Source organism: Amycolatopsis sp. cmx-11-12 (genome assembly GCF_046269425.1).
GTDB lineage: Bacteria > Actinomycetota > Actinomycetes > Mycobacteriales > Pseudonocardiaceae > Amycolatopsis.
In genome coordinates this window covers 258057-281086 of the sequence record NZ_JADNQM010000010.1, presented here as the reverse complement: position 1 = coordinate 281086, position 23030 = coordinate 258057, and the positions used below count along the sequence as shown (strand labels likewise).

Annotated in this window: 22 protein-coding genes; 14 read left to right on the top strand and 8 right to left on the bottom strand. The window is 68.9% G+C overall.

Annotated features, from left to right (window positions below):
• The first annotated feature begins 60 nt into the window (after positions 1 to 60).
• Positions 61 to 1008: a phosphatase PAP2 family protein gene (locus ACLARN_RS17080; RefSeq protein ID WP_409492388.1), complete on the top strand. Its 948-nt coding sequence runs from the start codon at positions 61 to 63 to the stop codon at positions 1006 to 1008.
• A gap of 181 nt (positions 1009 to 1189) precedes the next feature.
• On the opposite strand, the gene ACLARN_RS17075 is transcribed toward ACLARN_RS17080, so the two are convergent.
• Positions 1190 to 2698 carry a GGDEF domain-containing protein gene (locus tag ACLARN_RS17075; protein ID WP_409492387.1) on the bottom strand — a complete coding sequence of 503 codons (1509 nt, stop codon included), beginning with the start codon at positions 2696 to 2698 and terminating at the stop codon, positions 1190 to 1192.
• Between the two features lie 140 nt (positions 2699 to 2838).
• On the opposite strand from ACLARN_RS17075, the gene ACLARN_RS17070 reads away from it, so the two are divergent.
• Positions 2839 to 4059, top strand: a complete 1221-nt coding sequence (locus ACLARN_RS17070; protein ID WP_409492386.1) for a cytochrome P450 family protein — start codon at positions 2839 to 2841, stop codon at positions 4057 to 4059.
• Here the strand turns inward: ACLARN_RS17070 and ACLARN_RS17065 are convergent.
• Complete coding sequence (locus tag ACLARN_RS17065; protein ID WP_409492385.1) at positions 4056 to 6350, bottom strand: tetratricopeptide repeat protein; 2295 nt, start codon at positions 6348 to 6350, stop codon at positions 4056 to 4058. The two genes, ACLARN_RS17070 and ACLARN_RS17065, sit on opposite strands and share 4 nt — an antisense overlap.
• A gap of 455 nt (positions 6351 to 6805) precedes the next feature.
• Between ACLARN_RS17065 and ACLARN_RS17060 the strand changes: the two genes are divergently transcribed.
• Positions 6806 to 7741 (top strand): DMT family transporter, encoded by a 936-nt coding sequence (locus tag ACLARN_RS17060; protein ID WP_409492384.1) that lies wholly within the window; start codon positions 6806 to 6808, stop codon positions 7739 to 7741.
• Here the strand turns inward: ACLARN_RS17060 and ACLARN_RS17055 are convergent.
• Entirely contained in the window at positions 7666 to 8172 is a 507-nt protein-coding gene (locus ACLARN_RS17055) for a GNAT family N-acetyltransferase (RefSeq protein WP_409492411.1), read from the bottom strand. The two genes, ACLARN_RS17060 and ACLARN_RS17055, sit on opposite strands and share 76 nt — an antisense overlap.
• Positions 8173 to 8296: 124 nt before the next feature.
• Between ACLARN_RS17055 and ACLARN_RS17050 the strand changes: the two genes are divergently transcribed.
• Positions 8297 to 8497, top strand: a complete 201-nt coding sequence (locus tag ACLARN_RS17050; RefSeq protein WP_409492383.1) for a hypothetical protein — start codon at positions 8297 to 8299, stop codon at positions 8495 to 8497.
• A 21-nt stretch (positions 8498 to 8518) separates the two neighbouring features.
• Here the strand turns inward: ACLARN_RS17050 and ACLARN_RS17045 are convergent, their stop codons facing one another.
• Both ACLARN_RS17045 and ACLARN_RS17040 read right to left on the bottom strand, forming a co-directional pair.
• A complete protein-coding gene (locus ACLARN_RS17045) occupies positions 8519 to 8878 on the bottom strand; it encodes a VOC family protein (RefSeq protein ID WP_409492382.1) in 360 nt (119 codons plus the stop codon).
• Positions 8879 to 8914: 36 nt separating this feature from the next.
• Entirely contained in the window at positions 8915 to 9526 is a 612-nt protein-coding gene (locus ACLARN_RS17040; RefSeq protein WP_409492381.1) for a TetR/AcrR family transcriptional regulator, read from the bottom strand.
• Between the two features lie 109 nt (positions 9527 to 9635).
• Here ACLARN_RS17040 and ACLARN_RS17035 point away from each other — a divergent pair, with 109 nt between their 5' ends.
• The 4 genes from ACLARN_RS17035 to fgd all read left to right on the top strand — a co-directional run bounded on the left by ACLARN_RS17035 (position 9636) and on the right by fgd (position 13297).
• Positions 9636 to 10859: a lipase family protein gene (locus tag ACLARN_RS17035; protein WP_409492380.1), complete on the top strand. Its 1224-nt coding sequence runs from the start codon at positions 9636 to 9638 to the stop codon at positions 10857 to 10859.
• 19 nt (positions 10860 to 10878) lie between these two features.
• A complete protein-coding gene (locus tag ACLARN_RS17030; RefSeq protein WP_409492379.1) occupies positions 10879 to 11406 on the top strand; it encodes a hypothetical protein in 528 nt (175 codons plus the stop codon).
• A gap of 43 nt (positions 11407 to 11449) precedes the next feature.
• The gene (locus tag ACLARN_RS17025) at positions 11450 to 11926 is read left to right on the top strand and encodes a DIP1984 family protein (protein ID WP_409492378.1); all 477 of its coding nucleotides are present in this window, start codon (positions 11450 to 11452) and stop codon (positions 11924 to 11926) included.
• Between the two features lie 366 nt (positions 11927 to 12292).
• Positions 12293 to 13297 (top strand): glucose-6-phosphate dehydrogenase (coenzyme-F420), encoded by a 1005-nt coding sequence (gene fgd / locus ACLARN_RS17020; protein WP_409492377.1) that lies wholly within the window; start codon positions 12293 to 12295, stop codon positions 13295 to 13297.
• Positions 13298 to 13357: 60 nt separating this feature from the next.
• On the opposite strand, the gene ACLARN_RS17015 is transcribed toward fgd, so the two are convergent.
• Complete coding sequence (locus ACLARN_RS17015) at positions 13358 to 14905, bottom strand: hypothetical protein (RefSeq protein WP_409492376.1); 1548 nt, start codon at positions 14903 to 14905, stop codon at positions 13358 to 13360.
• Positions 14902 to 15669, bottom strand: a complete 768-nt coding sequence (locus ACLARN_RS17010) for a hypothetical protein (RefSeq protein WP_409492375.1) — start codon at positions 15667 to 15669, stop codon at positions 14902 to 14904. The genes ACLARN_RS17015 and ACLARN_RS17010 overlap by 4 nt, the downstream gene beginning before the upstream one ends.
• Before the next feature lie 142 nt (positions 15670 to 15811).
• Between ACLARN_RS17010 and ACLARN_RS17005 the strand changes: the two genes are divergently transcribed.
• Positions 15812 to 16780: a hypothetical protein gene (locus ACLARN_RS17005; RefSeq protein WP_409492374.1), complete on the top strand. Its 969-nt coding sequence runs from the start codon at positions 15812 to 15814 to the stop codon at positions 16778 to 16780.
• A gap of 289 nt (positions 16781 to 17069) precedes the next feature.
• Here ACLARN_RS17005 and ACLARN_RS17000 read toward each other — a convergent pair whose 3' ends face one another.
• A complete protein-coding gene (locus ACLARN_RS17000; protein WP_409492373.1) occupies positions 17070 to 17483 on the bottom strand; it encodes an SsgA family sporulation/cell division regulator in 414 nt (137 codons plus the stop codon).
• A gap of 545 nt (positions 17484 to 18028) precedes the next feature.
• On the opposite strand from ACLARN_RS17000, the gene ACLARN_RS16995 reads away from it, so the two are divergent.
• The 5 genes from ACLARN_RS16995 (at position 18029) to kstD (ending at position 23025) form a co-directional block, all read left to right on the top strand.
• Positions 18029 to 18952 carry a tetratricopeptide repeat protein gene (locus tag ACLARN_RS16995; RefSeq protein ID WP_409492410.1) on the top strand — a complete coding sequence of 308 codons (924 nt, stop codon included), beginning with the start codon at positions 18029 to 18031 and terminating at the stop codon, positions 18950 to 18952.
• A 60-nt stretch (positions 18953 to 19012) separates the two neighbouring features.
• The gene (locus ACLARN_RS16990; protein ID WP_409492372.1) at positions 19013 to 19528 is read left to right on the top strand and encodes a winged helix-turn-helix transcriptional regulator; all 516 of its coding nucleotides are present in this window, start codon (positions 19013 to 19015) and stop codon (positions 19526 to 19528) included.
• A 47-nt stretch (positions 19529 to 19575) separates the two neighbouring features.
• On the top strand, positions 19576 to 20094 hold the full coding sequence (locus tag ACLARN_RS16985; RefSeq protein WP_409492371.1) for an SRPBCC family protein: 519 nt from the start codon (positions 19576 to 19578) through the stop codon (positions 20092 to 20094).
• Positions 20094 to 21131 (top strand): LLM class flavin-dependent oxidoreductase, encoded by a 1038-nt coding sequence (locus ACLARN_RS16980; protein WP_409492370.1) that lies wholly within the window; start codon positions 20094 to 20096, stop codon positions 21129 to 21131. Before ACLARN_RS16985 ends, ACLARN_RS16980 begins: the two co-directional genes overlap by 1 nt.
• A 130-nt stretch (positions 21132 to 21261) precedes the next feature.
• The gene (gene kstD / locus ACLARN_RS16975; RefSeq protein ID WP_409492369.1) at positions 21262 to 23025 is read left to right on the top strand and encodes a 3-oxosteroid 1-dehydrogenase; all 1764 of its coding nucleotides are present in this window, start codon (positions 21262 to 21264) and stop codon (positions 23023 to 23025) included.
• Positions 23026 to 23030 lie beyond the last annotated feature (5 nt).

Here is a 23030-nt window from a genome sequence, read left to right as displayed (position 1 = left end):
TAGCAGAACCATGACATTGTCCGGACCTCACCGCTAAACGGCGTGGGGACAGTGAGATGCATGGCCGTACTCACCCACGAAGCGAAGCCCGCACCCGCCCACCGTCCGCTGCCGGGACGGCATGCCGAGACCAGGCTCACCCTGTCCAGGGCCGTGTTCCAGCTCGCCACCGGACTGGGACTGGCTGTCGCGTTCGTCGTGACCTACGTGCTCTTCGTGCACACGTCGGCGGGGCAGCTCGCGGAGAACGGCGTCGTCCGCAGCGCGCAGTCGGGCCAGTGGTCCACAATGGACTGGGCTGGCCCGCTACGGGAGCAGGACATGGTACTCGTGATCGGCGCCGCCGGGATCATCCTGGTCGCACTGGCGTTTCTTCGCCGCAAACCCGGCCTCCTCGTCCCGGCACTGAGCGTCCTCGTGCTCCCGCTCATCACCGCGCAGCTGCTCAAGCTGTACGTCCTCGACCGCCCCGAACTGCCCGACGGTGGTTACGGACCGGGCCACAACAGCTTCCCGAGCGGACACGTCAGCGCCGCCATGGCGATCCTGATGGCACTCGCTTTCGTTCTGCCCCAACGGTTCCGCCCGGTGATCATCGGAACGGGCGGCGTCGCCGTCGCCTGGGTCGCGTCCTCGACCATCGCGCTGGGCTGGCACCGGCTGAGCGACACCGCGGGTGCCTGCCTGCTGGGGGCGTCGTTCGCCTGCCTCCTCGCCGCCTGGCTGACCACCCGGCGCCGGGATCTGCGCCGCACACCCGCCTGGATCGTGACGGTGGCCGCCGCCGGACCGACGATGCTCGTGCTGATCGGGTTCGCGGTGCTGAGCACGGCGACCGACGGCGCCGCCCAGTTCGTCGCCGCGCTGGTGCTGGCCGCGCTGGCCGCGGTGGGTGTCGTGCTGATCGCGCTGTGGCCGCTGCGCGGCTCCGCGTTCGAGCGGCGGGCCTTCGTGGAGACCCGGGTGGTCGACGACCTGCTCGAGACTCGCCTCGTGACCCGCCGCTGACGCGGGTCGTACGGAGGTGCCCCGAATGTCACGTATGGGACGGTTACGTCTCATACGTGACATCGGTGCTTGGATCGCTTCGGGGTGCGCTCGGTAGCGCCTCACTCGTGCAATGAAGGACGCTTTCATAGCAAAATTTGCTATGAAAGCGTCCTTCATCGCACGTTTCTCATCCCGGCCTTCACCACTCCCGCCGCGAGTCCCCCGCCCGGCTCAACGGCGACATCGGGGCCCGCGGCGAAGGAGGATCGACGGCCAAAGCCGAACGGGCCAGCACGACCCGGTTCCGCCCGCCCCGCTTCGCCTCGTACATCGCCGAGTCCGCCGCGCGGAAGAGTTCGCCGTAGTCCGTCGAGTTCTCCGGCGAGAGCCCGACGCCGATCGACACGGTGCACCCGTAGGTCGGTCCCACCGTCCGGGGTTCGTTGGTGGCGTGCCCGCTGGCGAGTTCCGTCAGCCCGGTGATCGCCGTGGCGGCGACGGCCGCTCGGATCCGCTCGGCGATCCGCATGGCCTCCATTCGCGTGGTGTCCGGCAGCAGTACGGCGAACTCCTCGCCGCCCCAGCGTCCGACGACGTCGGAGGCGCGCGTGTTCTGCCGAAGCACCGCGCTGACGCAGCCGAGGACGATGTCGCCGCCGGAATGCCCGTACTTGTCGTTCCACTGCTTGAAGTGGTCGAGGTCCAGCATCAGGAACGCCGTCGGCCGCCGATCGGTCTGGTCTTCGAGCAGCCGCAGGGCGGCCGGGGTGTGGAACGAGTCCTCGGTCAGCAGCCCGGTCTTCCGGTCGCGCTGGCTGCGCGCGATCGTGTCCGCCAGCGCCTGCGAGAGCCGGGTCGAGCGCAGTGCCACGCCGATCATCACCAGCGGCACCAGCGCGATGTTGACCGCGCCGAGGATCGTGGTGCACGCGGCGAGTTGCAGCGCGTAGACGAAGTCCGCGTTGTCGGCCCAGCTGCCGATCAGCTTCTGCCGCCGCCAGCCGCCCCAGGCCAGGCCGCGCGCGATGCTGATCAGGAGCGTTTGCGACCCGAAGTACCAGAGCGCGGTGCCCACCAGCACGACGGCGGCGAACACGATGTCACCCGTCCGCTGGGGGAGCGTGCCCGTCGCGAGCCAGGTGTGCAGCGACGTCAGTTCGGTGATCGTGTGCACGCCGAGGATGGACGCGGCGTGCGCGGCGGTAGTGAAGAGGAACGTCGTCATCGCCTTGTGCGCGATGGAGTACCGCTGCACACGCACCATCAGCAGCAGCATGAGCGACAACGTGGGCGGCAGCAGCACGGCCGCGCTGCCCAGCCAGACGGCGGTCTGGTCGATGTGCTCGCCGCGCCGGTCGTCGGCGCGCCGCTGTTCCTCGGGATGCTGGGTCTGGATGAGGTACCAGATGGCACAGCCCGCGATCACGCCGAAGCGGACGAGGTCCGTGGTCGTGACAGTGACCTTGAAAGCGCTGTAGAGGGCCCAGATCGCGACCGCGATTTCGGTGCCGAGCATCCAGACGACCGCCGCGGGCGGCAGCCGCCACAGTTCCCACCCCGCCGGATGCCGCAGGGTGTTCCAGGCGCGACCACGCAGCCGCCAGACGCGGGCGGAGGCGAGGCCGACGGTGTCGGCGAAACCCCGGAGCGAACCGGCCGGCCGCTCGGAGACCTGCTTGCCCAACTCGCTGACGGGGGCCACCTCCATCCGTTACGCACCGCACCCGCTTCGATCTTGCTGGTCACCACAAGAGGGTGACAGGGGGACCGCGTTGACGATCGCGTGAGACAGCCCAATGCCTGCGTTCGCCGGACGCGATACCGCCACAAGCTGGCAGGGTGGCTCGTATGTCCGATGCCGCATACGACGCCGACGCGGTCCCTGTGATGTTCGGTCCGGATTTCGACAGGGATCCGTCACCCGCCTACGAATGGTTGCGCGCGAACGCCCCGGCGTTCCGGCTTCCGCTGCCCGGCGACACCTGGACCTGGCTCCTGACCCGGCACGCGGACGTCGTTTCCGCGATGGCCGACCCCCGGCTGTCCAAATGCCCGTCCGTGGCCGCGGAACACTGGCGCAAGGCCAATCTCGGGTTGCCCGCCGACCACCGGCCGACGCTCATCGGGCATATGAACAACGTCGAGGGCGACGAACACGCGCGGCTGCGCAAGGCCTGCGCCGGTGCCTTCGGCCCGCGGCGGCTGCAACATATGCGCGACCGCACGCATCAGCTCGCGAACGAGCTGCTCGACCCGATCCTGGAGCGCGGCGAGGGCGACCTCGTCGAAGATTTCGCGTACCCGCTGGGAATCCGGTCGATCTGCGAACTGATCGGCATCCCCGACACCCTCCTGGACGAGGTCCGCCCGCCCGCACTGGTGGTCGCCGCCGGCGACGTCACCGACATGCCGTCGATGCTCAAAGCGACCGACGCGCTGGACGAACTGCTCGCCGACGTCGTCGCGCGGAAACGCGTCGAACCGGGCGCGGACCTGATCAGCGACCTGCTCACCCAGGAGGCCGACGGCAAGCTCACCGAAGAAGAGGTCGCGGCGACGGCGTTCCTGTCGCTGATCGCCGGGCACGAGACGACGATCAGTCTCATCGCCTCCACCGCGCTGACCCTCATCACCCATCCCGAGGAGGCGGCCCGCGCCCGCGACGACGGCTCCCATCTGACGCTCGTCATCGAAGAGGTCCTGCGCCGCGACACCCCGCTTCAGAACACCAGCTGGCGTTTCGTCACCGAGCCGATGGAACTCGCCGGGCAGCGGATGGAGGCGGGCGACCCGATCCTGTTGTCGTTGCTGGCGGCCAATCGCGACCCGGAGGTCCACCCCGAACCGCTCGCCTTCCGCCCGGGCGAGCGGCCGGTGCGGCACGTCGCCTTCGGGCTCGGTCCGCATATCTGCATCGGCGCCGCGCTCGCGCGGATGCAGGCGTCCGCGGCCTTGGAGACCTTGTTCGACCGCGCGCCGTCGATGACGCTGACCGTGCCCGAAGACCGGCTCGTGTGGTGGCCGAGCGCGATCACCCGCGGCCTGCACAACCTGCCGGTGAAGCTCTAGACGGCGCCTTCGAGGCGGCCCCGCAGCACGTTCGCCTTCCGGTCGTCGAGATCCATGACGAGCTGGAGCGCGTCGCGCCAGACCGTCATGGCCTCTTCGGTGCGGCCCAGCGCGGCCAGTGCGCAACCGCGTTCGTCGAGCGCGTCGGCCTGGCCCCAGACGTCGCCGCAGTTCCGGTAGGCGGTCAACGCCTGCTCGCAGTACCCGAGCGCCTGTTCCGGATCGCCGAACCGGCGGCAGGTCCTGGCGAGCGGCACCAGCGCGAAGCCCATGCCGTGCTGGTCGGCGTCCTTCGCATAGGCGTCGAAGGCGCAAAGCCCGTGGTCGAGCGCGAGGTCTCGTTCACCGAGGTCGCGGTAGGCGCGGCCGAGGTGGACCCGCGCGGTCGCTTCACCGAGCTGGTAGCCGATCCGGGCGTTCACCGCCACGCTCTGTTCGATCAGCCGCACGGCTTCGGCGTAGTCCTCCCGCTCGTGCGCGATGTTGCCGAGCCCCACCAGCGCCCAGCCAAGGCTCGGGTTCTCGCCGATCTCACCGGAGATGTCGACGGCCTGGCTGTACAGCTCGTGCGCGCGGTCGAGGTCACCGCGCCGCCGGTGCGCCTCGGCGAGGTTGATCGCCGACCACGCCAGCCCGCCGAGGTCGCCGCCCGCCTCCGCGGACTCGATCGCCACGTCGTGGCTGGAGATCCAGGTCTGCCACGGCCTGCCGAGCAGGTGGTAGTCGAACATCTCCACCGGCAGCCGCCAGCCGATCTCGTACAGCCCGTGGTCCAGCGCCAGCCGCGCGACGCCGGTGATGCTCGGCATCTCCGACGCGCACCAGATGTAGGCCTCGTCGAAGGTGTCGAACCGGATCGGCTCGACACCTTCGGGGGCGGGGCCGAGGTCGATGTGGTGGTCGCGGGCAGGCGTCAGCGTCCAGCTCGCCGCGTTGGCCGCGTAGAGGTACCAGTGGGTCAGTCGCGAAACCGCCGCCTGCCGCTCTTCCCGCCATTGCCCGGAGGCGGCCTCTTCGGCGGCGTAGACGCGGAGCAGGTCGTGGAACCGGTAGTACTGGGCGCCGACCTGCTGGACGAGATGTGCCTGCACGAGTTTGTCCACGAGCCGTCGCGCGTCGTGTCCCGGCAACCCGGCGAGCGCGGCCGCCGCGTCCGCGGTGAACCGCGGGCCGGGGTGGAGGCCGAGCAGCCGGAACATGCGGGCGGTGTCGGCTTCGAGCGCGCGGTAGGACCAGCTGAAAGCGGCCCGGACCCCGACGGCGTCGTCGTCGACCGCGAGCAGTTCCAGCCGCCGCCCCTCGGCGACGAGTTCGCGGGCGAGGTCCCCGACACTCTGATGCGGATGCGTGGCGACCCGTTCGGCGGCGATGTTCACCGCCAGCGGCAGCGCCGCGCACAGCCGGACGAGCCTGCCGACGCCTTCGGGATCGCTCGCCGCGCGTTCGTCGCCGATGAGGTCGGCCATGAGCCGTGTCGCTTCGAGATCTTCCAGCGGGTCCAAGGAAACTCCGACCGCGCCGCTGCCGACGACCAGCCCCGAGAGCCGTCGCCTGCTGGTGATCAGCACGGTGGTGCCGGGGGTGCCGGGGAGCACCGGCCGGACCTGATGCGAGTCGAGGGCGTTGTCCAGCACGACGAGGGTCTGCTGCCCGCGCAGCAGGCCGCGCAGGAGCGCGAGCCGCATGTGCTCCTCGGCGGGGATGCGGTCGGGACGGACACCGACGCAGCGGAGGAGATCGTCGAGGATGTCGGCGGGTTGCGCGGGGGAGCCCGCCGCGTAGCCACGCAGATCCGACCAGAGGACGCCGTCGAACTCCTCCTGCCGCCGGTTCGCCCATTTCAGCACGAGCGCGGTCTTGCCGACCCCGGGTGGCCCGGCCACGAAGACCACTTTGGCCGGTCCGGTGGGCACTCTTTTGTCGAGCAGGGTGTCGAGCAAGGCGAAGTGTTCTTCACGGCCGACGAAATGGCTCGGTGCCGGGGGAAGATGAACATACGGTTCCGCGCGGGCGGCTTCGGCGAGCACGATCAGTGTCCCGCCCGCCTCCAGCGCGCGATCGCAGGATTCGGCGAATTCCGCACTCGGCGGGGTGAGGCCGCGTTCGACCCGGCTGATGAGACTTTTGTCGACATAGGCGAGTTTCTGGAGATCGCGCAGAGCCAGCCCTTTGGCCTGTCGCCGTTGGCGCAGCGCGCGTCCGAAAGCCCCCGCGGCCGTCGAAACCGGCCTGGGTTCCGCCCGTGCTTTCCAGGTATCCCCGGATCTGGCCGAGCCGGAATTCTCGGTCACCAGAAGCACCTTTCTCCCTGCTCCGCGGCAGATCGTGCCACAGCGGCGCGACGGCTGGCAGGGCCATCTGCCGAATCGCCGCTGGGCGGAACGGCTCCACGTGCGACAACCTTCCCATTACATGGGTCACAACACGGCCACCGGGTGCGCGGAGGTGCGAAGACAGCCCCCAAACTGTGCGAGAACGCGCCCGTTCCCCACCGGTGCGCCAGTCGAAAGGGAGGTGGATCATGCGCGACCGCGAAATGTGAGCAGGCCCTGTTCCGCCTTGCGAACAACCGGGCGAGTAGTGATCTCCTCGGAAGCCGGTCGTGGCCGCCTTTCCCGGCGGCCACGACCGTGACCTTTCGGAACATGTAGGACCGCTTAACGTCGGTGTAGATCTTTTCACTTGTCCTGATGAGTCGTCCGAGGCAGCTTGGAGAGGTATCGAGCGGCCCGGCGAAAGGAACTAAGTGAGCATCGGCGCGCCAGGAACCCTGGTCCGGATGGGCGTTCTCGCCCTGTTGTGGGGATCGGGGTTCCTGTGGATCAAACTCGCGTTGACCGGGCTCTCGCCCATCCAGGTCACCGTCGTCCGCTGCGCCCTCGGCGCGGCCGTCCTTCTCGTATTGAGCCGCTGGGCCGGGCAACGCCTTCCGCGTGAGCGCCGGATCTGGGGCAGGCTCCTCGTCGCCGCCTTCTTCTGCAACGCCCTGCCGTTCGCGTTGTTCGGCATCGGCGAACTCACCGTGGATTCCGGTATCGCCGGCGTGATGAACGCGACGACCCCGTTGTGGTCGTTGCTGATCGGCATCGGGATCGGCGGCGAACGCCGGATCACCGCGATCCGCGTCGGCGGGCTGATCCTCGGTTTCGCCGGCATCGTGCTGATCTTCGCGCCCTGGCAGAAGAGCGGCCTGCTCGGCTGGGGGACGCTGGCACTGCTCGGCGCCGGCGTCAGCTACGCCATCGCTTTCGCTTACATGGGGCGGAAACTCGTCGGTCAGGGCGGGCCGATCGCGATCTCCGCCGCGCAGTTGCTGACCGCCACCGTACTGAGCGCGCTCGCGCTGCCGTTCGACGCGACACCGACCGGACCGCTGAACGTGACGGCGTTGGTCGCCGTCGTCGTCCTCGGGATCTTCGGTACCGGCATCACCTTCTACCTCAACTACCGGCTCATCGAGGACGAAGGCGCGACCTCCGCGGCGACCGTCGGCTACCTGCTCCCGGTCGTTTCGGTCGCGCTGGGCGCGCTCGTGCTCGGCGAGGAACTCGGCCTACGGGTGCTCGCCGGGATGGTGGTGGTGCTGATCGGAGTCGCGCTGACGCGCTACGTGAGGTCTTCGGCGAGCAAATCCATCAACAGCCCGTCGTGCCAGCCATCGCCGACGGTGTCGCGCTCGTAGCGGCGCATCACCCCGACCTCGCGGAAACCGACGGCCTTGTAGCAGCGGATCGCGGCGTCGTTGTCCACGGCGGGATCGATCACCAGCCGGTGATGCCCGCGATCGTGCACCAGATGGCGGGCCAGCGTGCGGACGGTGTCCGTGCCCAGCCCCCGGCCGTGCGCCGCCGGATCGAGGAAGAGGTCGATCGACGCGTGCCGGTACATCGGGTCCTCTTCCTCGCCGTGCTGGACGAAGCCCCGCACGACCCCGTCCTCCAGGACGGTGAAGCAGGCCGTCGTCGGGTCGTCGAACGGCCAGGTGGGGGAGTCCTCGACCGAACCCCAGCGCGCGCCGACCTCGGCCGTGCCGCGGATCCGCCGCAGTTCCGGGACGTGGGCTTCGGTGACCGGGGTCAGAATCACGATCTCCCCGCGCAACTCGGTGGTCAGTTCCCTGCTCCGTCCGTTAGTACGAATGGCGCCATTCTAGGGAGAAACCCACCCGGACCGCACGAAGGCAGAGGCCTTCTCAGCTCGGATCGGGTATCAACGACAGGGAAGACGGAGGTGGGTCATGGGGAACCCGTACGAGAAATTACGCCCGGCCGGGGAACTGGTCGACGGCGGCGCGACGGCCGTGCGCGCGGTGGTGCTGCGCAAGGCGACCGAGGCGGTGGTCGCGAACGCCCGCGACGCGACGGATTGCCGGATGCTGCTGGAGATGCTCGGGCTGCACTCCCGGCCCGCGGTCCGATCCGGCGAGGAGGCCGCCTGAGTCCATTCCGGACCAGGGGCTTCAGCGGCGGGGGAGTACGCAGAACTCGTTGTCTTCCGGATCGGCCATGATCACCCAGGGATCCCCCTCGGGGTCGTCGACGATCTTGGCGCCGAGTGACACGAGCCGGGCGACTTCTTCGCGTTGCTCGAGTTCGGTGGGGGAGACGTCGAGGTGCAGCCGGTTCTTGCCGGATTTCTCCTCGGGCACCGGCTGGAAGAGCAGGCTCGGGACGTCCGGGCTCTTCAGCTCGACATAGGTCACTCCGTGACTGTCCGTCCACCGCTCGGTTTCGGGGTAGCCGAGTGCTTCCTTCCAGAACGCGGCCAGCGCCTCGGCTTCACGGCAGTCGACGGTGACGGCGAGCATCCGGGTTCGCATCTCTCCACGGTGCCACGGAAGGGCGAGATCCGCCGATCAGGTGGGGCGCGGCGTGATCAGGAGTCGCAGGACGTCGGTGAAGAGCGTTTCGGGGACCGCGTCGGCGTCCACCCCGCGTTCGACGGCGAGACCGTTCGACAGCGCGAGGATCACCACCGCGAGTTGTTCGGCCGGGAGCGGCAGTTCCACCGAATGCGCCCCGGCGGCCTTGCGGATCGCGCGGGTGATGGCCTCCCGCAGCCGGGCGCGGCGTTCCGCGAAACCCGCGTGGATCGCCGGATCCCGCATCGCCAGGCCCCAGTACTCCAGCAGCAGCCGATGCCAGGTGGCGTCGGTGCCGATTCCGCTCAGCAAGCGGGCGCCCGCCTCGGCCGTCGCCTCCTCCAGATCGGCGATCTCGTCGAAGACCGCGGTGGCGGCACCCATCCGGTCGACGATGTGCTCTTCCATGATCGTCAGCACCAGGTCGTCGCGGCCGCTGAAATTCGAGTAGACGGCGCCTTTGGTGAGCCCGGCTTCGGCCGCGATGTCGTTGAGTGAGGTCCCCGCGATGCCTTGACGGGCGAACACGGCGGTCGCCGCGTCGAGCACGCGCCGCCGGGTTTCGGCCCGGCTCGGACGGGTGCGCGGAGGACGGGAAGCGGCCATGGATCCGGAGGGTACAACCCGCTGAACTCGGACTCCGGACCTTGACTGTGATCTGGCTCATATGGTAGTCAGGCAACTCGATACCGATCGGTATTGAGTTGGAGGTCCCGTGTTCGCAGTCACCGTCGACGTGCGCCGCGCAATGGCCGTCCTGGCCGCAGCCTTCGTCGCCCTCGCCACCCTGGTGGTCGCCGCACCACCCGTCCGTGCCGCCGATTTCCCGCAGAATCCCCGGAACGATCCCTTCTACGCCCAGCCGTCGCCGTTCCCCGACGTCGCACCGGGCACCGTGCTCGACTCCCGGCCGGTCACCGTCCGGGCGCTCGCCTTGCCGCTGCCGATCCGGGCCTGGCAGGTCAAGTACAAGTCCACCGACACCCGGGGCAGGCCGATCGCCGACGTCGCGACCGTCCTGCAGCCACTCGTCCCACCGCCGGGGCCGCGCAAGCTCGTCTCGTACCAGACAGCGCAGGACGGTCTCAGCACCGATTGCGCGCCGTCCTACGTGCTCCGGACCGGGCTGGCCCTGCCAGCCGAGGAACTCGCCCTGATGGTGCCGCTGCTCGCCGCCGGGCACACCGTCGTCACCGCGGACTACGAGGGCCCCGATTCACAATGGACGGCCGGGCTCAACACCGCGCACGGCGTCCTCGACGGAATCCGTGCGGCACAACGGTTCGCGCCCGCGCGGCTGAACGGCGCGGAGACGCCGACGGCGTTGATGGGCTACTCCGGTGGCGCGCTGGCGAGCCAGTGGGCCAACGAGATCCAGCCGTCGTACGCGCCGGAACTGAAGTTCGCCGGTGTCGCGGCGGGCGGGGTCCCGGCCGACATGGGGTACATCGCGCGGCAGATCGACGGCGGGCCGCTGTCGGGTGTCTACATCGGAGCGGCCGTCGGACTCAGCCGGGCGTATCCGGAGATCGATCTCGAGACCCTGCTCAACGCGCGCGGCAAAGCGGCGTTCGCCGAAGTCGGGAAGCAGTGCATCAACCAGTTCAGCGTCGGGCAGGCGTTCCGTCGCATGGCCGACTACGTGACCGTGCCGGAACTGCTCGACGTCCCGGCGGTGAAACAGGTGATCGCCCAGAACGTCATGGGCGGGCACAAGCCGGGTTCGCCGACGTACTTCTACCAAGGGATCTTCGACGAACTGACGCCGATCCCGCCGGTCGACAAGCTGGTCGCGAAGTACTGCGCGGCCGGGGTGAAGATCAAGTACGACCGGATCCCCGTCGGAGAGCACGTCACCGTGGCGGTCCAGGGCGCGCCCGGCGCGCTGGCCTACGTCAACGACCGGCTCGCCGGGAAACCGGTGCCGGGTTCCTGCTGATCACCGGCATACTCGCCGGATGGCTTTCTTCGACATCGAGGGTTACGAACCCGGGTGGCTCTCCGGACTCGAGACGATCCGGAGAGCCCACGGGGACCGGTTGCGCGCGCTGGTGGGCAAGCGGCTCCAGTGCGTCCACCTGACCTGGTTCGTCGAATACGGCGAATGGCTTCAGGACGCGCCGGTCGTGGTGGACTTCGGTGACGAACGGCTCGAGATCACGCACTGGAGGTTCGACGAGCTTTCCCTGACCTGGAACACGATCGACCCGTACGGCAAGTCCGAATGGGACTGGGGTGACCCGGCGGAACCGAGCCCGCTCCGGTGGCGGCAGGACATCTACCCCGAACTGTCCGCTTTGGACGGTCAGGTTCTCCAGGACGTCGAACTGCTCCAGTGCGGCACCCGGGACGTGGCCGACGGCATGGTGGCGCTCGGCTTCGTCTTCCCGAAAGGGCGGTTCACCGTTTTCAACGCCATGGACGAGAACGGGATCGAGTACACGGAGCCCGGTGCGGACTATCGGAAGCATTCCCTGGCGGGCTGAAAACCAGGTGCTTCGGCCGGCGATCTTCGCGATACTTCACGGCATGTCCCGGATCAAACTGGCCGAAGCGCTTGCTCTGCGCGCCGACGCGACGAAGAAAGTGGAGGCGTTGCACGCCCGGATCGTCGACAACGCGCGGCACCAAGAGGGCGAGGAGCCCGCGGAGAACGCGGCCGCCTTGCTCGTTGACGCCGAAACCGCGCTGGGCGAACTGGAATCGTTGATCCAGCGGATCAACCGGACCAACGCCGCGACCCCGCTCGGGGAAGGCACGATCACCGACGCGATCGCGCGCCGCGACGTCCTCCGGCTCCGGCATGGCGTCCTCACCGCGGCCGCGGACGCCGCGGCGGGCCGCAACCAAGGCGGCTACGGGCGTCAGCTCCGTTCGGAACTCCGGTATCTCTCCGCGCTCCCGGTCGCGGAACTGCGAACTCGCGCGGACCGGGTCGCGGGGGAGATCCGGGTGGTCGACGTCGAGATCCAGCGCACCAACTGGGAGACCGACCTCCTGGACTGAACGTGGAAAGCAGGTAGCCCTCCGGGAAGCGGGCACAAGCCGAGGGCCGGCGGTTCACCGGCCCACCTCCTGGCACGTGGCGGGCAGCGTGGGGTTCGACTCCCCGATCACAACTCCGCCCAGCACAGTGCACAGGTGACGGTGCAAACGGCACAGTTCATCACCACGTGCCGGTCCCGGAAGGCGAGGGTGGGCACGGGGCCTTTCCACGTTCCGCAAGTAGTCCTCTGGTTGCGGTGCGCCGCATTCCCGTCGGTCGAGTGGTGTTCCCGACACCCTTCACCCCGTCGAGGCATGGGCGGACCTGATCGACTCTGTGCCAAGGTGAAGAGCGGAACAACCCCAAGAGCCCAGGCGGTGACCCGGATGGCACTGAAGATCGGTTACAAGGCGTCGGCCGAACAGTTCGGCCCGCGCGACCTCGTCGAGTACTCCGTGCTCGCCGAGCAGGTCGGGCTGGACAGCGTGATGGTCAGCGACCATTTCCAGCCATGGCGCCACCAAGGCGGGCACGCGCCGTTCTCGTTCGCGTGGATGGCGGCGGTCGGCGAGCGTACCGAGCGGGTCGTTCTCGGCACCAGCGTGCTGACCGCGACCTTCCGCTACAACCCGGCCGTGGTGGCACAGGCGTTCGGCACCCTCGGCAGCCTGTACCCCGGCAGGGTGCTGCTCGGTGTCGGCAGCGGTGAGGCGCTCAACGAGGTCGCGGTCGCTCGCATCGAGTGGCCCGCGTTCAAGGAGCGGTTCGCGCGGCTGCGCGAGGCGATCGAGCTGATGCGCAAACTGTGGACGGAAGAGCGCGTCACGTTCGAGGGCGAGTACTACCAGACCACCGACGCGACCGTGTACGACCGTCCCGAGGGCGGCGTGCCGATCTACATCGCGGCGGGCGGCCCGGTGATGGCGAAGTACGTCGGCAAGCAGGGCGACGGCTTCATCTGCACCAGCGGCAAGGGCATGGACCTCTACACCGAGAAGCTGCTGCCCGCGGTCGCGGAAGGCGCGGAGCAGGTCGGCCGGAGCACCGGTGACATCGACAAGATGATCGAGATCAAGCTGTCCTACGACCCGGATCCGGCGCAGGCGCTGGAGAACACCCGGTTCTGGGCGCCGCTCTCGCTGACGCCGGAGCAGAAGGCGGGCATCGAGGACCCGGCCGAGATGGAGAAGGCCGCGGACGCGCTGCCGATCGAGCAGGTCGCGAAGCGCTGGATCGTCACCTCCGACCCGGCGGACGCCGTCGAGCAGATCAAGCCGTACGTCGAGGCGGGCTTCAACCACCTCGTCTTCCACGGCCCCGGCCACGATCAGGACCGCTTCCTGCGCTCGTTCTCCGAACAGGTCGTGCCGGGTATCCGCGAGCTGGGCTGAGCCGAAACGGGTAGCGGTGCCGCCCACTGCACGGCACCGCTACCCGTACCCCCAGATTTCTCAGACAGCCGACTGGATGTTCCTGCCTCCCTTGCCTGTCGGCTTCTTCGAAGCGGCCGGCTTCTTGGCCGCGGTTGTCTTGCCGATCCCGCGTTGGGTGTCGGCGCGGTCGATCTGTTCCTGTTTCCGGATGGCGCGTTCGCGTGGGGTGGTCACGTGCTTCTTGGCGGTCACGCCACGTTTCTGGTCGGTGCGATCGATCTGTTCCTGTTTGCGGATGGCGTCCTTGCGTGAGTAAACCGGCTTCTTGACCGGACCGCCGCGCTGGTTGTCCTCACGGTCGATCTGCTCTTGTTTCCGGATGGCGCGTTCGCGTGGGGTCGGGACCTTCACCGGGTACGTCCTGGCGATGCGCTCCTCCCAATCCGTCCGGATCGGGTTGACCGCCTTGACGTAGTTGCCTTTGCCGTCCGGCACGATCTGCGGCCGATAGGTGTTGCGCAGCGCTTCGAGGAACGTCTTTCGCTTGTGCGGGTCGGGCAGGACGTGCCGCAGGATCGAGCCCTCGACGGACTTCCTGTCCTTTTCCGTCGGCGCGTCCTGCAGTGCTTGGGCGAACGCGTAAGCGGTCGGCAGGTACTTGTTGTCGTGAACCTCCTTGAAGGAATAGGGCGGCGCCACACCCTGGAGGGGACCGAGTCCCGCCCGCACCTGACCGGCGCCGCGGAAAGCCTTCTCGAGGGCGGAGGTGGACGTAGGAACGCGGACCTTCCCCTGCTGCTTGACGGCAGGCGGTGTCGTGGTGGTCTTCTCGGCCCCTGTCGACGGATTCTTCGGCGGTTGCTTGGGGTCACCCCGTTTGGCCGGGGTGCCGCCTTCGTCACCGCCATCGCGATCCTCGATCGCCGTCTTCAGGTTCTCGCGGGCCTGTGCGAGCCGCTGCTCGATCTTCTTTTTCGTCGCCGCGCTCTGTTTGCCGCCGGTCTGCTGCTCGAGTCCCCAGATCGTCCGCTCGAGGTTCCGGATGTAGGCGTCCCGGTTGAACGGCTTGGCCTGGTGCTCGGCGTTCTTGAGAAGTTTGTTCAGGTCTTTGCGGCTGTTCGTCTCCCGCGTCAGCTTCGCGGTGGCCTTGTCCCGGGCCTTCCCGGTCTTCGCGTCGCGGACCTGCTGCCGCAGGTCCGCGATCCGCTTGTCCACTGTGGACATACGGTTTCGCAGGCCATCGACCGTCTGCCGGGACCGGCGGTGGATCTCGAAGGCGTCCGACACCAGTCCCTGGAGATCGCCCGCGGAGATGCTCACGCTGCCGCTGCCCAGCTTGGTGATGGCCCGGTTGGCCAGCACCTGCTTGTACAACTTCCGCTGGTAGTCCGGGTCCGCCGGGTCCAGCGGGGCGGCCAGGTCGAGCATCTGCGCCAGGATCTTGGCCTTCAGCTTCTCTTTCGCGCTCTTCGCGGGTGGCTCGTAGGCGACCTGCCGCACTCCCGTGTCCAGCGTGGATTCGAGACCGCTCGACAGTCCGGACGCCAGGACGGTGGCGGCCAGCAGGCCCGCGAAGGCGAGCGTGCCGGTTCCCAGTACTCGGGGTGGTTTCACCAGCGGGTTCATTCGGTCCCGCCTTCGACTTCGGGCTCCGCCGGTACGACGATCGCGTCGGCGGTTGTGGGCGCCCAGACCGTCGGCTCGGGAGCCGCCTCGGCATGGCGAATGATCGGAGCCGTGTCCTCTTCCGGCGCGACGCTGCTCTCTCGCGTCTCAAAGGCGACAGGCTCCTCTGCCATGACAGGTTCCGGCTGAGCGTCGGCCACCGGTTCGGCTTCCGGCTGTGTCGCGACTGCGGCAGTGGCCGGTTCGGCTTCCGGTTGTGCTGCGACTGCGGCAGTGGCCGGTTCGGCTTCCGGTTGTGCTGCGACCGCAACAGCGACCGGCTCGGCTTCCGGCTGTGGAAGGACCGGCGCCACGGCCTGGATCACCGGCTGCGGAACCCGAACGGGCGGAGCGATCGGCTCCGGCACGATCTCGACCGGCCAGACCTCCGCGCCGGTCCGCGTCGAGACGGGGGCCACCGGCACGGGTACCGGCACAGCGGGCGCGGGTGCCGGAGGAAGCTCGGCGGGAGCCGGTGGCGGCGGGGGAGCGGGCTCGGCCGGCCGGTACCCCTCCTCGTCGAGATACTCGGCGACGAGGTTCTTGAGCGCTTCCGGCAACTCGCCCGCGGCGAGCTGAGTGGCCGGCGGAGGTGGCTGCTCGTCGCTTCCGGCGATGAGTGTCGCCGCCAGCGCACCCATGGTCACCCCTCCCGCGAACCCGGCCCAAGCCAGCGGGCCGGGGTAGCGGCGTCGCCGGACAGGGCGGAATCGACGTTTCGGCATCGGCATCGTCCTCTCTCGTGTTCGGTGGACATCGCCGAATCAAGGCGTCCGCCCCGGCCAGGGCAACATTTCCGGACGGTTCCGGACGGTCCCGGACACCCCTAGACTCAGCCGGGTTCACCGACCTGGGGAGGAGCCGCACGTGGTGGAGGACTGGCCGGATCCGCGTGACGCCACTGATGCCGCGGAGTTCGTCGCGGCGATGCGCACCCTTCGCGCCCGCACCGACTTGAGCTACCGAGTCCTCGAACGGCGGGCCGCGAAAGCGGGTACGCCGTTGCCGAGTTCGACGATCAGCGGAGCGCTCTCGCGGGACACCTTGCCGAGAGCCGATCTGCTCGCGGCGTTCCTCCGAGCCTGTGGTGCCGACGAGGCCACGGTCGAACGCTGGCTGGCGGCGAGGGCCGACCTCGCCGCGTCCGGACAGGCACCGGAACCGGAGCCCGTCGCACCGGAGATCGTTCCCGAGGAGCCGCGGGGAAAGCGGCCGAAGTTGCTGTGGGCGGCGGCCGGGGTGGTGGCCGTCGTGGCGCTGGTGACGGGCGGGCTGCTCGTATTCGACGACCCGCCGCCGGAACCGCCCGCGGCGCTGCCGAGTTCGTCGGCACCGGCTCCCCTCACCACCGCCACGGAGGCCGCGAACGCGTCCCTTGGCACGCCGCCGACCGGGCGCGCGCGGGTACGGCTCGCGCATACCGGGCTGTGCGTCGGGGAAGGGCCGGAGAAGTTCGTGCGGGAGGAGCGGATCGTGCTCGGCCAGCAGGACTGCGCGACGGCGTCGCCGCCGATGTCGGTCGAGGCCGTCGAGGGCGGGTACCGGCTGCTGCTGCACAGCCCGGAGCACGGAGAGGGCTGCGCGACCGTCGACTATGGCGGCACGAGCGCGTCGACGTTGCTGGCCGGCGACCACTGCGAGCCAGGACGTCCCGATCAGCGGTTCGTCTTCGAGCCGGTCACGGTGCCGGTGCGGGGGTACCTGCTCAAATCGGCCGCGGGCGCGGAATGGTGTGTCGGCGTGTACAAGGGGAGCAGCGAGGCAGGCGTGCAGCTCATCCAGGATCGGTGCGACGGCACCGCCGCTCAGGTATTCCTCGTCGACTCGGTGGTCTGACTCCCGGCTTAGGCAGTGTCTCCCGGTTCGGTGGTCGTTAGTGGCGTTTCGGGTTGGCGCGTGAATCGTGGCAGCTGAGGCTGGCGTGCTTCGCGGTCACTGTTCCCAATGTCGCATTTGAGACGCTCAGTGTTCCCAATGAGGCATTGGGAACATCCACCCCGTGGTGCGGATCAACGCCAAGCACGCGTGTTCCGCCTTCAAGCACGCGAGAACACCCTGGTGAGGTGTGGATAGCCCTCGGTCGAGACCGCGATTGGTCCTCTGGTCTGACTCCCGGCTAGGTCCATCAGGACTCGGTGACGAGCTTGCCGATCTCCTGGTCGAAGTCGAACCATTCCGGCTCGGAACCGGCGGGCACGACGTCGTAGGTGAGGTCGAGGAACTCGGCCAGCTCCTGCGCCGGCGCTTCGAGCACCGCGCAGCCGTCGGGCGCACTGAGCGCGAAAATCACGATCGAGGCGTCGTCGGCCGGGCTGATGATCACGTCGCCCTCACCCGATGGTGTGAGGAGGCCGTCCGCGAGCAAGTCTCGGCCGAACATCCAGCGGACCGTGCCGCCGCCCGAGTGGTAGGCCACCACGACGGCGTAGGGGTCTTCCGGGTCGTACTCGAGATCGGCGTGGACGGGGAGGGGGTCCGCACCGAAAGTGCGCAGACCGAAGACGATCGTCCCCCGGATGAGGTCGCTTTCCTTGTCCAACGCTTCAGCCCCTTACGTTCGGTTGCTGTTGATCTTCAGCTATGGATAACGCAATGTGAAGCCTTTTCGTGACCCGAGTCGACAACTTTCACACGTTCGGCTGAGAGCTGTGTCTCATGTGCTCACAGACGGTTCCCGTCGTGCACGTGCGGTGAGCAAGCGGGAAGACGATCATTCGTGCAAAAGAAAAAGATTCCGCACGTGCATATTCCGGTGAACGAAAATAGCCAACCATTCGGCGGATGGAACCGATATTCTTCGAGGTTAGCATCACCATTGCGTCGTTCGCTATTTTCCGGAGTCCGGCGTGGCTCCGTCCTGGACCTTGGCGAGCTTGATGGTTGTGGGTCGGGAAGGAGATAGAGCAATGGGTGTGCGAATCACCGTCACCATTCCGAGGGCGGACCTTCGCCGGCGCGAGACGGTTCACGGGCAGCGGCGACGGGAGCTTCCAGGCTGCGTGCTGCCCCCGCCCCGGGCGGGCAACGGGACCGATCCGGCTGTGCCGAGGGTTCAGGGACGCCGCGGTGATTGAGCGGCTCCCGATGCGCGTCGGGCAGGCCGACATCGATCGGCTCGAGGGCGTCATCGGCACGCTTCGCGCGCGCGACTACCGGGAAGGCGGCGGGGCATGCCGCGAACTTCTGCGGGTGCTGGAGCCCTACGGCATGGCACTGCGGCGAGGGATGATGTCCGAGGGGCTGGCGCGGAGGCTGGCCGGCGTGGTCGCGGATCTGCACAATCTGGTCGGCTGGACGGAATTCGACTCCGGCCGCCCCGTCCGGGCGGAGCGGCACTTCCGTCGCGCGCTCGAACTCGCGGCGGAGGCGGGCAACGACGATCTCGCCGCCAACATCCACTACCGGCTCGGCCGGATGTACCTGCATCACCGCTCTCCGGTGGAGGCACTCGATCAGTTCGGTCAGGGGCAGCTCGCGGCGCGCCGGGCGGGAACGCCGCTGTCGCAGGCGATCCTCTCGGCGAACGAGGCATGGGCCTACGCGCTGCTCGGTGACGTCCCCCAGGCGCTGGACAAGCTTTCCCTTGCCCCGGAACAGTTCGCCAGCTCCTCGGCTGACGTCGTCCCGTCGTGGTCGGCTTTCTTCACAGCCACTGACATGGCCGCGATGATCGGCACGGTGCGCACCGAACTCGCCAGGCTCGTCGACGTCCGTCACAGCCGGGAGGCCATCCCCGCGCTGACCGAGGCCATCGACGGCTACGGCCCGGACATGGCGCGCAGCCGTTCGCTGACGATGATCTGGCTCGCCGTCGACCACGCACTGGAAGGCGACCTCGACCGTGCGGCGGAGGTCGGCCTCGCCGCGATGGAGATCGCGGACGGAATCCGTTCCGCGCGGACGCGGGATCGTTTACGGCCGCTGTCGGAATGCGCGCGGAGACGATTGGATGACATTAACGCGCGGGAACTCCTTGACCGGATCGCAACATTTCGTGCCAGCGCCTGAGCGCCGGAGAATAGGTGGAGGAATGACCGGATCAATTACCTCAGGCGTAGGCTCGCGGGCATGAAACGGACTTCGTTCGCGCAGTGGCCGTGCTCGATCGCGCGCACCATGGACCTGCTCGGCGACTGGTGGACGCCGCTGGTCCTGCGGGAGGCGTTCTACGGGATCCGCCGGTTCGACGAGTTCCAGCAGGAACTCGGCATCGCGCGGAACACCCTCGCCGACCGGCTGCGCCGCCTCGTCGGCGAGGGGCTGCTGGAAAAGCGGGCCTACCAGGCCGATCCGGTCCGTTACGACTACGTGCTGACCGAGAAGGGCGCCGATTTCTACGGTGTGCTCGCCGCGATGACGCGGTGGGGTGACCGCTGGCTCTCCGGGGAGGATGGGCCACCGATCACCCTCCAGCACGACACCTGCGGGCACGACACGCACGCCGAGGTCGTCTGCGCGCACTGCGCAGGGCCGCTCACCGCGGAGAACACCCGGGCGCGACTCGGGCCGGGCTACCCGTCGAAGCTCGCGAGCCGCCCCGACGTGGTGCGCCGCTTCGCCGCCCAGGAAGGTTTGACAACGTAAGTCTATCTACGCAACTATCGAGGTCACGAGCATGGAGAGGGGCCACGATGGAGTGGACCGGCGCCAAATACGCCGACCAGCCGACGGTCGAGGTCGAGGCCTGGGTCGATGCCGTCCCGGAGCGCGTCTGGTCGATCGTCTCGGACGTGCGGCTGATGCCGGAGATGAGCCAAGAACTCCAAGCGGCCGAATGGTGCGACGGCGCGGCCGGTGGCGCCGCGGTCGGCAGGCGGTTCGTCGGCCGCAGCAGGCACGACGCGCTCGGCGAATGGGAGACGACGTCGCACGTCGTCGAATGCGAGGCGCCGCGCGTCTTCACCTGGGCGGTTCACGACCCCGAGACGCCGACCGCGTTGTGGCGCTTCACGCTGGAGCCCGAGAACGGCGGTACGAAGCTCCGGCAGTGGATGCGGCTCGGGCCGGGCCGGTCGGGCCTTTCGCTGGCGATCGAGCAGATGCCGGACAAGGAGGAGAAGATCGTCTTTGTCCGGTTGCGTGAATTCGAGAACGCGATGACCGGGACCCTCGCCGCGATCAAGGAACGGGCCGAGGCGGCCGGCGCGTGATGCGGACGGCGACCACGGTCGAGGCCTCGCGCGGCTGGCGGGACACGCTGGATTTCGTGCTGGAGGCGGAAAAGCTCGGTCTCGACGACTGCTGGGTCGCCGAGGCGTGGGGTTCGGACGCGCCGTCCGTGCTCGGCTATCTCGCCGCGCGGACCGAGCGGATCCGGCTCGGCTCGGGGATCATCCAGCTCGGCACACGGAGCCCGGTCGCGATCGCGCAGGCGGCGCTGACGCTCTCGGAGCTGTCCGGTGGCCGGTTCGCACTCGGGCTCGGGGCTTCGGGGCCGCAGGTGATCGAGGGCCTGCACGGCGTTCCGTTCGCCCGGCCGCTGACGCGGATGCGTGAGACAGTCGCGATCATCCGCCAGGCGTTCGCGGGGGAGAAGATCTCGTTCACCGGCAAGGAGTTCGAGATCCCGCTGCCGGGTGACGCCAAACCGATGCGGCTGTCGACGACGCCGAATCCGGACATCCCGATCCACCTGGCGACGCTCTCGCCGAAGCTCCTGGAACTGACCGGCGAGATCGCGGACGGCTGGCTGGGCACCAGTTTCGTTCCGGAGGGGGCGGAGGCCTACTTCTCGCATCTCGACGCCGGTCTCGCGAAGGCGGGCCGGTCGCGGGCGGACCTCGAAGTCTGCCAAGGCGCCGAGGTCGCGTTCGCCCGGGACGAGGACGAGTTGCGCGGGATGGTCGCGGGCCGCAAGGCCGAACTCGCGTTCAGCCTCGGCGGGATGGGTTCGGCGAAGACGAACTTCTACAACAACGCCTACAGCAGACAAGGCTGGGCCGAGGTCGCCGCGGCGGTGCGGGAACGCTGGCAGGCCGGCGACCGGGAAGGCGCCGCCGCGCTGGTGACCGACGAAATGGTGCTCGGCACGACGCTGATCGGCACCGAACCGATGGTGGCGCGACGGCTGGCTGTCTGGCGTGACGCCGGGGTCGACACGGTCCGGCTGTACCCGGCGGGGGAGACGGTCGCCGACCGGCTCGCCACGCTCGGCCGCGCGCTGGACCTGGTCCGCGCTCTGGGCTGAATGCCAGCGCCGGTTGAGGTGACCGGCCGAGCGCGACCGGCCACGCCTGCTCCAAGCGGGTAGAACTTGTTTCACTTTTGCGCTCGGCTGGAGACCATGACCTCGCTCGATCCCCACGCGAGGAGGATTCATGAGTCCCGACCCCCGCTTGTCCCGGCGCCAGGTTCTGCGCGGTACCGCCGCCGCCGGTGCGGGGATCGCCCTCGCTTCGGGACTTCCGTTCGCCGGAACGGCTTCGGCCGACGCCGCGGTGATCGGCGAGTACGACGTCGTCGTGGTCGGCGCGGGAGCGGCCGGGATGACCGCCGCGCTGACGGCCGCCAGACGTGGGCTCAGCTGTGTCGTGCTGGAGAAAGCGGCGAAGTTCGGCGGTTCGGCCGCCCGGTCGGGGGCGGGGATCTGGATTCCGGGCAACTCGGTGCTGGCGGCGGCAGGCGTCCGCGACACCCCGGAAGAGGCCGCACGGTACTTGGCCGCCGTGGTCGGCCCGTCGATCCCCGCCTCACGGCAGCGGGCGTTCCTCACCAACGGCCCGGCGATGCTCTCGTTCGTGATGGCCAACAGTCCGCTGCGGTTCCGGTGGATGGAGGGCTACAGCGACTACTACCCGGAATTGCCGGGAGGGAAGCCGGACGGCCGTTCGATCGAACCCGATCAGCTCGACGGGAACGTCCTCGGCGCCGAACTGGCCAACCTGAACGCGCCCTATCTCGCCACGCCCGCGGGGATGGTCGTCTTCAGCGCCGACTACAAATGGCTCGCGCTGGCCGCGGTCAACCCGAAAGGCGCCGCGGTGGCCGCCGCCTGTCTCGCCCGCGGCACGGCCGCCGCGCTCGCCGGCCAGAAACCGCTCACCATGGGGCAATCGCTGGCCGCGGGCCTGCGGGCAGGACTACAGCGCGCCGGTGTCCCGGTGTGGTTGAACACGCCTCTGGCCGATCTCGTCATCGAGAACGGGAAGGTCACCGGCGTGACCGTCGCGGCAGGCGTGGTGAAGGCGCGGCGCGGTGTCATCGTCGGCTCCGGCGGGTTCGAGCACAACGCCGCCATGCGGGCGGAATACCAGCGTCAGCCGATCGGTACACAATGGACGGTCGGTGCCCGGTCGAACACCGGCGACGGGATCCTGGCGGGAAAGCGCGCCGGAGCGGCGTTGGACCTGATGGACGACGCCTGGTGGGGCCCGGCGATCCCACTGCCCGGCGAGCCCTACTTCTGCCTCGCCGAGCGGACGCTGCCCGGTGGGCTGATGGTGGACGCGGCAGGCAAACGGTTCGTCAACGAAGCGGCGCCTTACAGCGACGTCGTGCACACGATGTACGACCGGAACCCGACGTCGCCCACGATCCCGGCGTGGCTGGTCGTCGACCAGCACTACCGCAACCGATACCTCTTCCGCGACGTCGCGCCACTGCTGCCGCTCCCCGAAGAGTGGTACTCGGCAGGCGCGGTCAAGAAGGCGTGGACCGTGGAGGCGCTCGGCGCCGCGATCGGCGTCCCGTCCCAGGCGTTGCGCGCCACGGTCAACCGGTTCAACGGCCAGGCGCTGTCCGGTGTGGACAGTGACTTCCGCCGGGGCGCCAGCGCCTACGACCACTACTACACCGACCCGTACGTCCTGCCGAATTCATGTCTCGCCGCGCTTTGGGAACCCCCGTTCTACGCGTTCAAGATCGTCCCGGGCGACCTCGGCACCAAGGGCGGGATGCGGACCGACGCGCGGGCGCGGGTCCTGCGGGTGGACGGCTCGGTCATCTCCGGGCTGTACGCCGCCGGGAACGCCAGCGCGGCGGTGATGGGCAACAGCTACGCGGGCGCCGGGTCGACGATCGGCCCGGCGATGACCTTCGGATATGTCGCGGCGAACGACCTGGCGGATCACCCGGTGAGCTGAAGGGG

Coding starts and splice junctions, on each gene's coding strand:
- ACLARN_RS17080 (WP_409492388.1), top strand. CDS start 61: ATGGCCGTACTCACCCACGAAGCGAAGCCCGCACCCGCCCACCGTCCG.
- ACLARN_RS16995 (WP_409492410.1), top strand. CDS start 18,029: ATGCGCGTCGGGCAGGCCGACATCGATCGGCTCGAGGGCGTCATCGGC.
- ACLARN_RS17025 (WP_409492378.1), top strand. CDS start 11,450: ATGTCCCGGATCAAACTGGCCGAAGCGCTTGCTCTGCGCGCCGACGCG.
- ACLARN_RS17015 (WP_409492376.1), bottom strand. CDS start 14,905: ATGAACCCGCTGGTGAAACCACCCCGAGTACTGGGAACCGGCACGCTC.
- ACLARN_RS17050 (WP_409492383.1), top strand. CDS start 8,297: ATGGGGAACCCGTACGAGAAATTACGCCCGGCCGGGGAACTGGTCGAC.
- ACLARN_RS16990 (WP_409492372.1), top strand. CDS start 19,013: ATGAAACGGACTTCGTTCGCGCAGTGGCCGTGCTCGATCGCGCGCACC.
- kstD (WP_409492369.1), top strand. CDS start 21,262: ATGAGTCCCGACCCCCGCTTGTCCCGGCGCCAGGTTCTGCGCGGTACC.
- fgd (WP_409492377.1), top strand. CDS start 12,293: ATGGCACTGAAGATCGGTTACAAGGCGTCGGCCGAACAGTTCGGCCCG.
- ACLARN_RS17040 (WP_409492381.1), bottom strand. CDS start 9,526: ATGGCCGCTTCCCGTCCTCCGCGCACCCGTCCGAGCCGGGCCGAAACC.
- ACLARN_RS17070 (WP_409492386.1), top strand. CDS start 2,839: ATGTCCGATGCCGCATACGACGCCGACGCGGTCCCTGTGATGTTCGGT.
- ACLARN_RS17075 (WP_409492387.1), bottom strand. CDS start 2,698: ATGGAGGTGGCCCCCGTCAGCGAGTTGGGCAAGCAGGTCTCCGAGCGG.
- ACLARN_RS16980 (WP_409492370.1), top strand. CDS start 20,094: ATGCGGACGGCGACCACGGTCGAGGCCTCGCGCGGCTGGCGGGACACG.
- ACLARN_RS17030 (WP_409492379.1), top strand. CDS start 10,879: ATGGCTTTCTTCGACATCGAGGGTTACGAACCCGGGTGGCTCTCCGGA.
- ACLARN_RS16985 (WP_409492371.1), top strand. CDS start 19,576: ATGGAGTGGACCGGCGCCAAATACGCCGACCAGCCGACGGTCGAGGTC.
- ACLARN_RS17045 (WP_409492382.1), bottom strand. CDS start 8,878: ATGCGAACCCGGATGCTCGCCGTCACCGTCGACTGCCGTGAAGCCGAG.
- ACLARN_RS17010 (WP_409492375.1), bottom strand. CDS start 15,669: ATGCCGAAACGTCGATTCCGCCCTGTCCGGCGACGCCGCTACCCCGGC.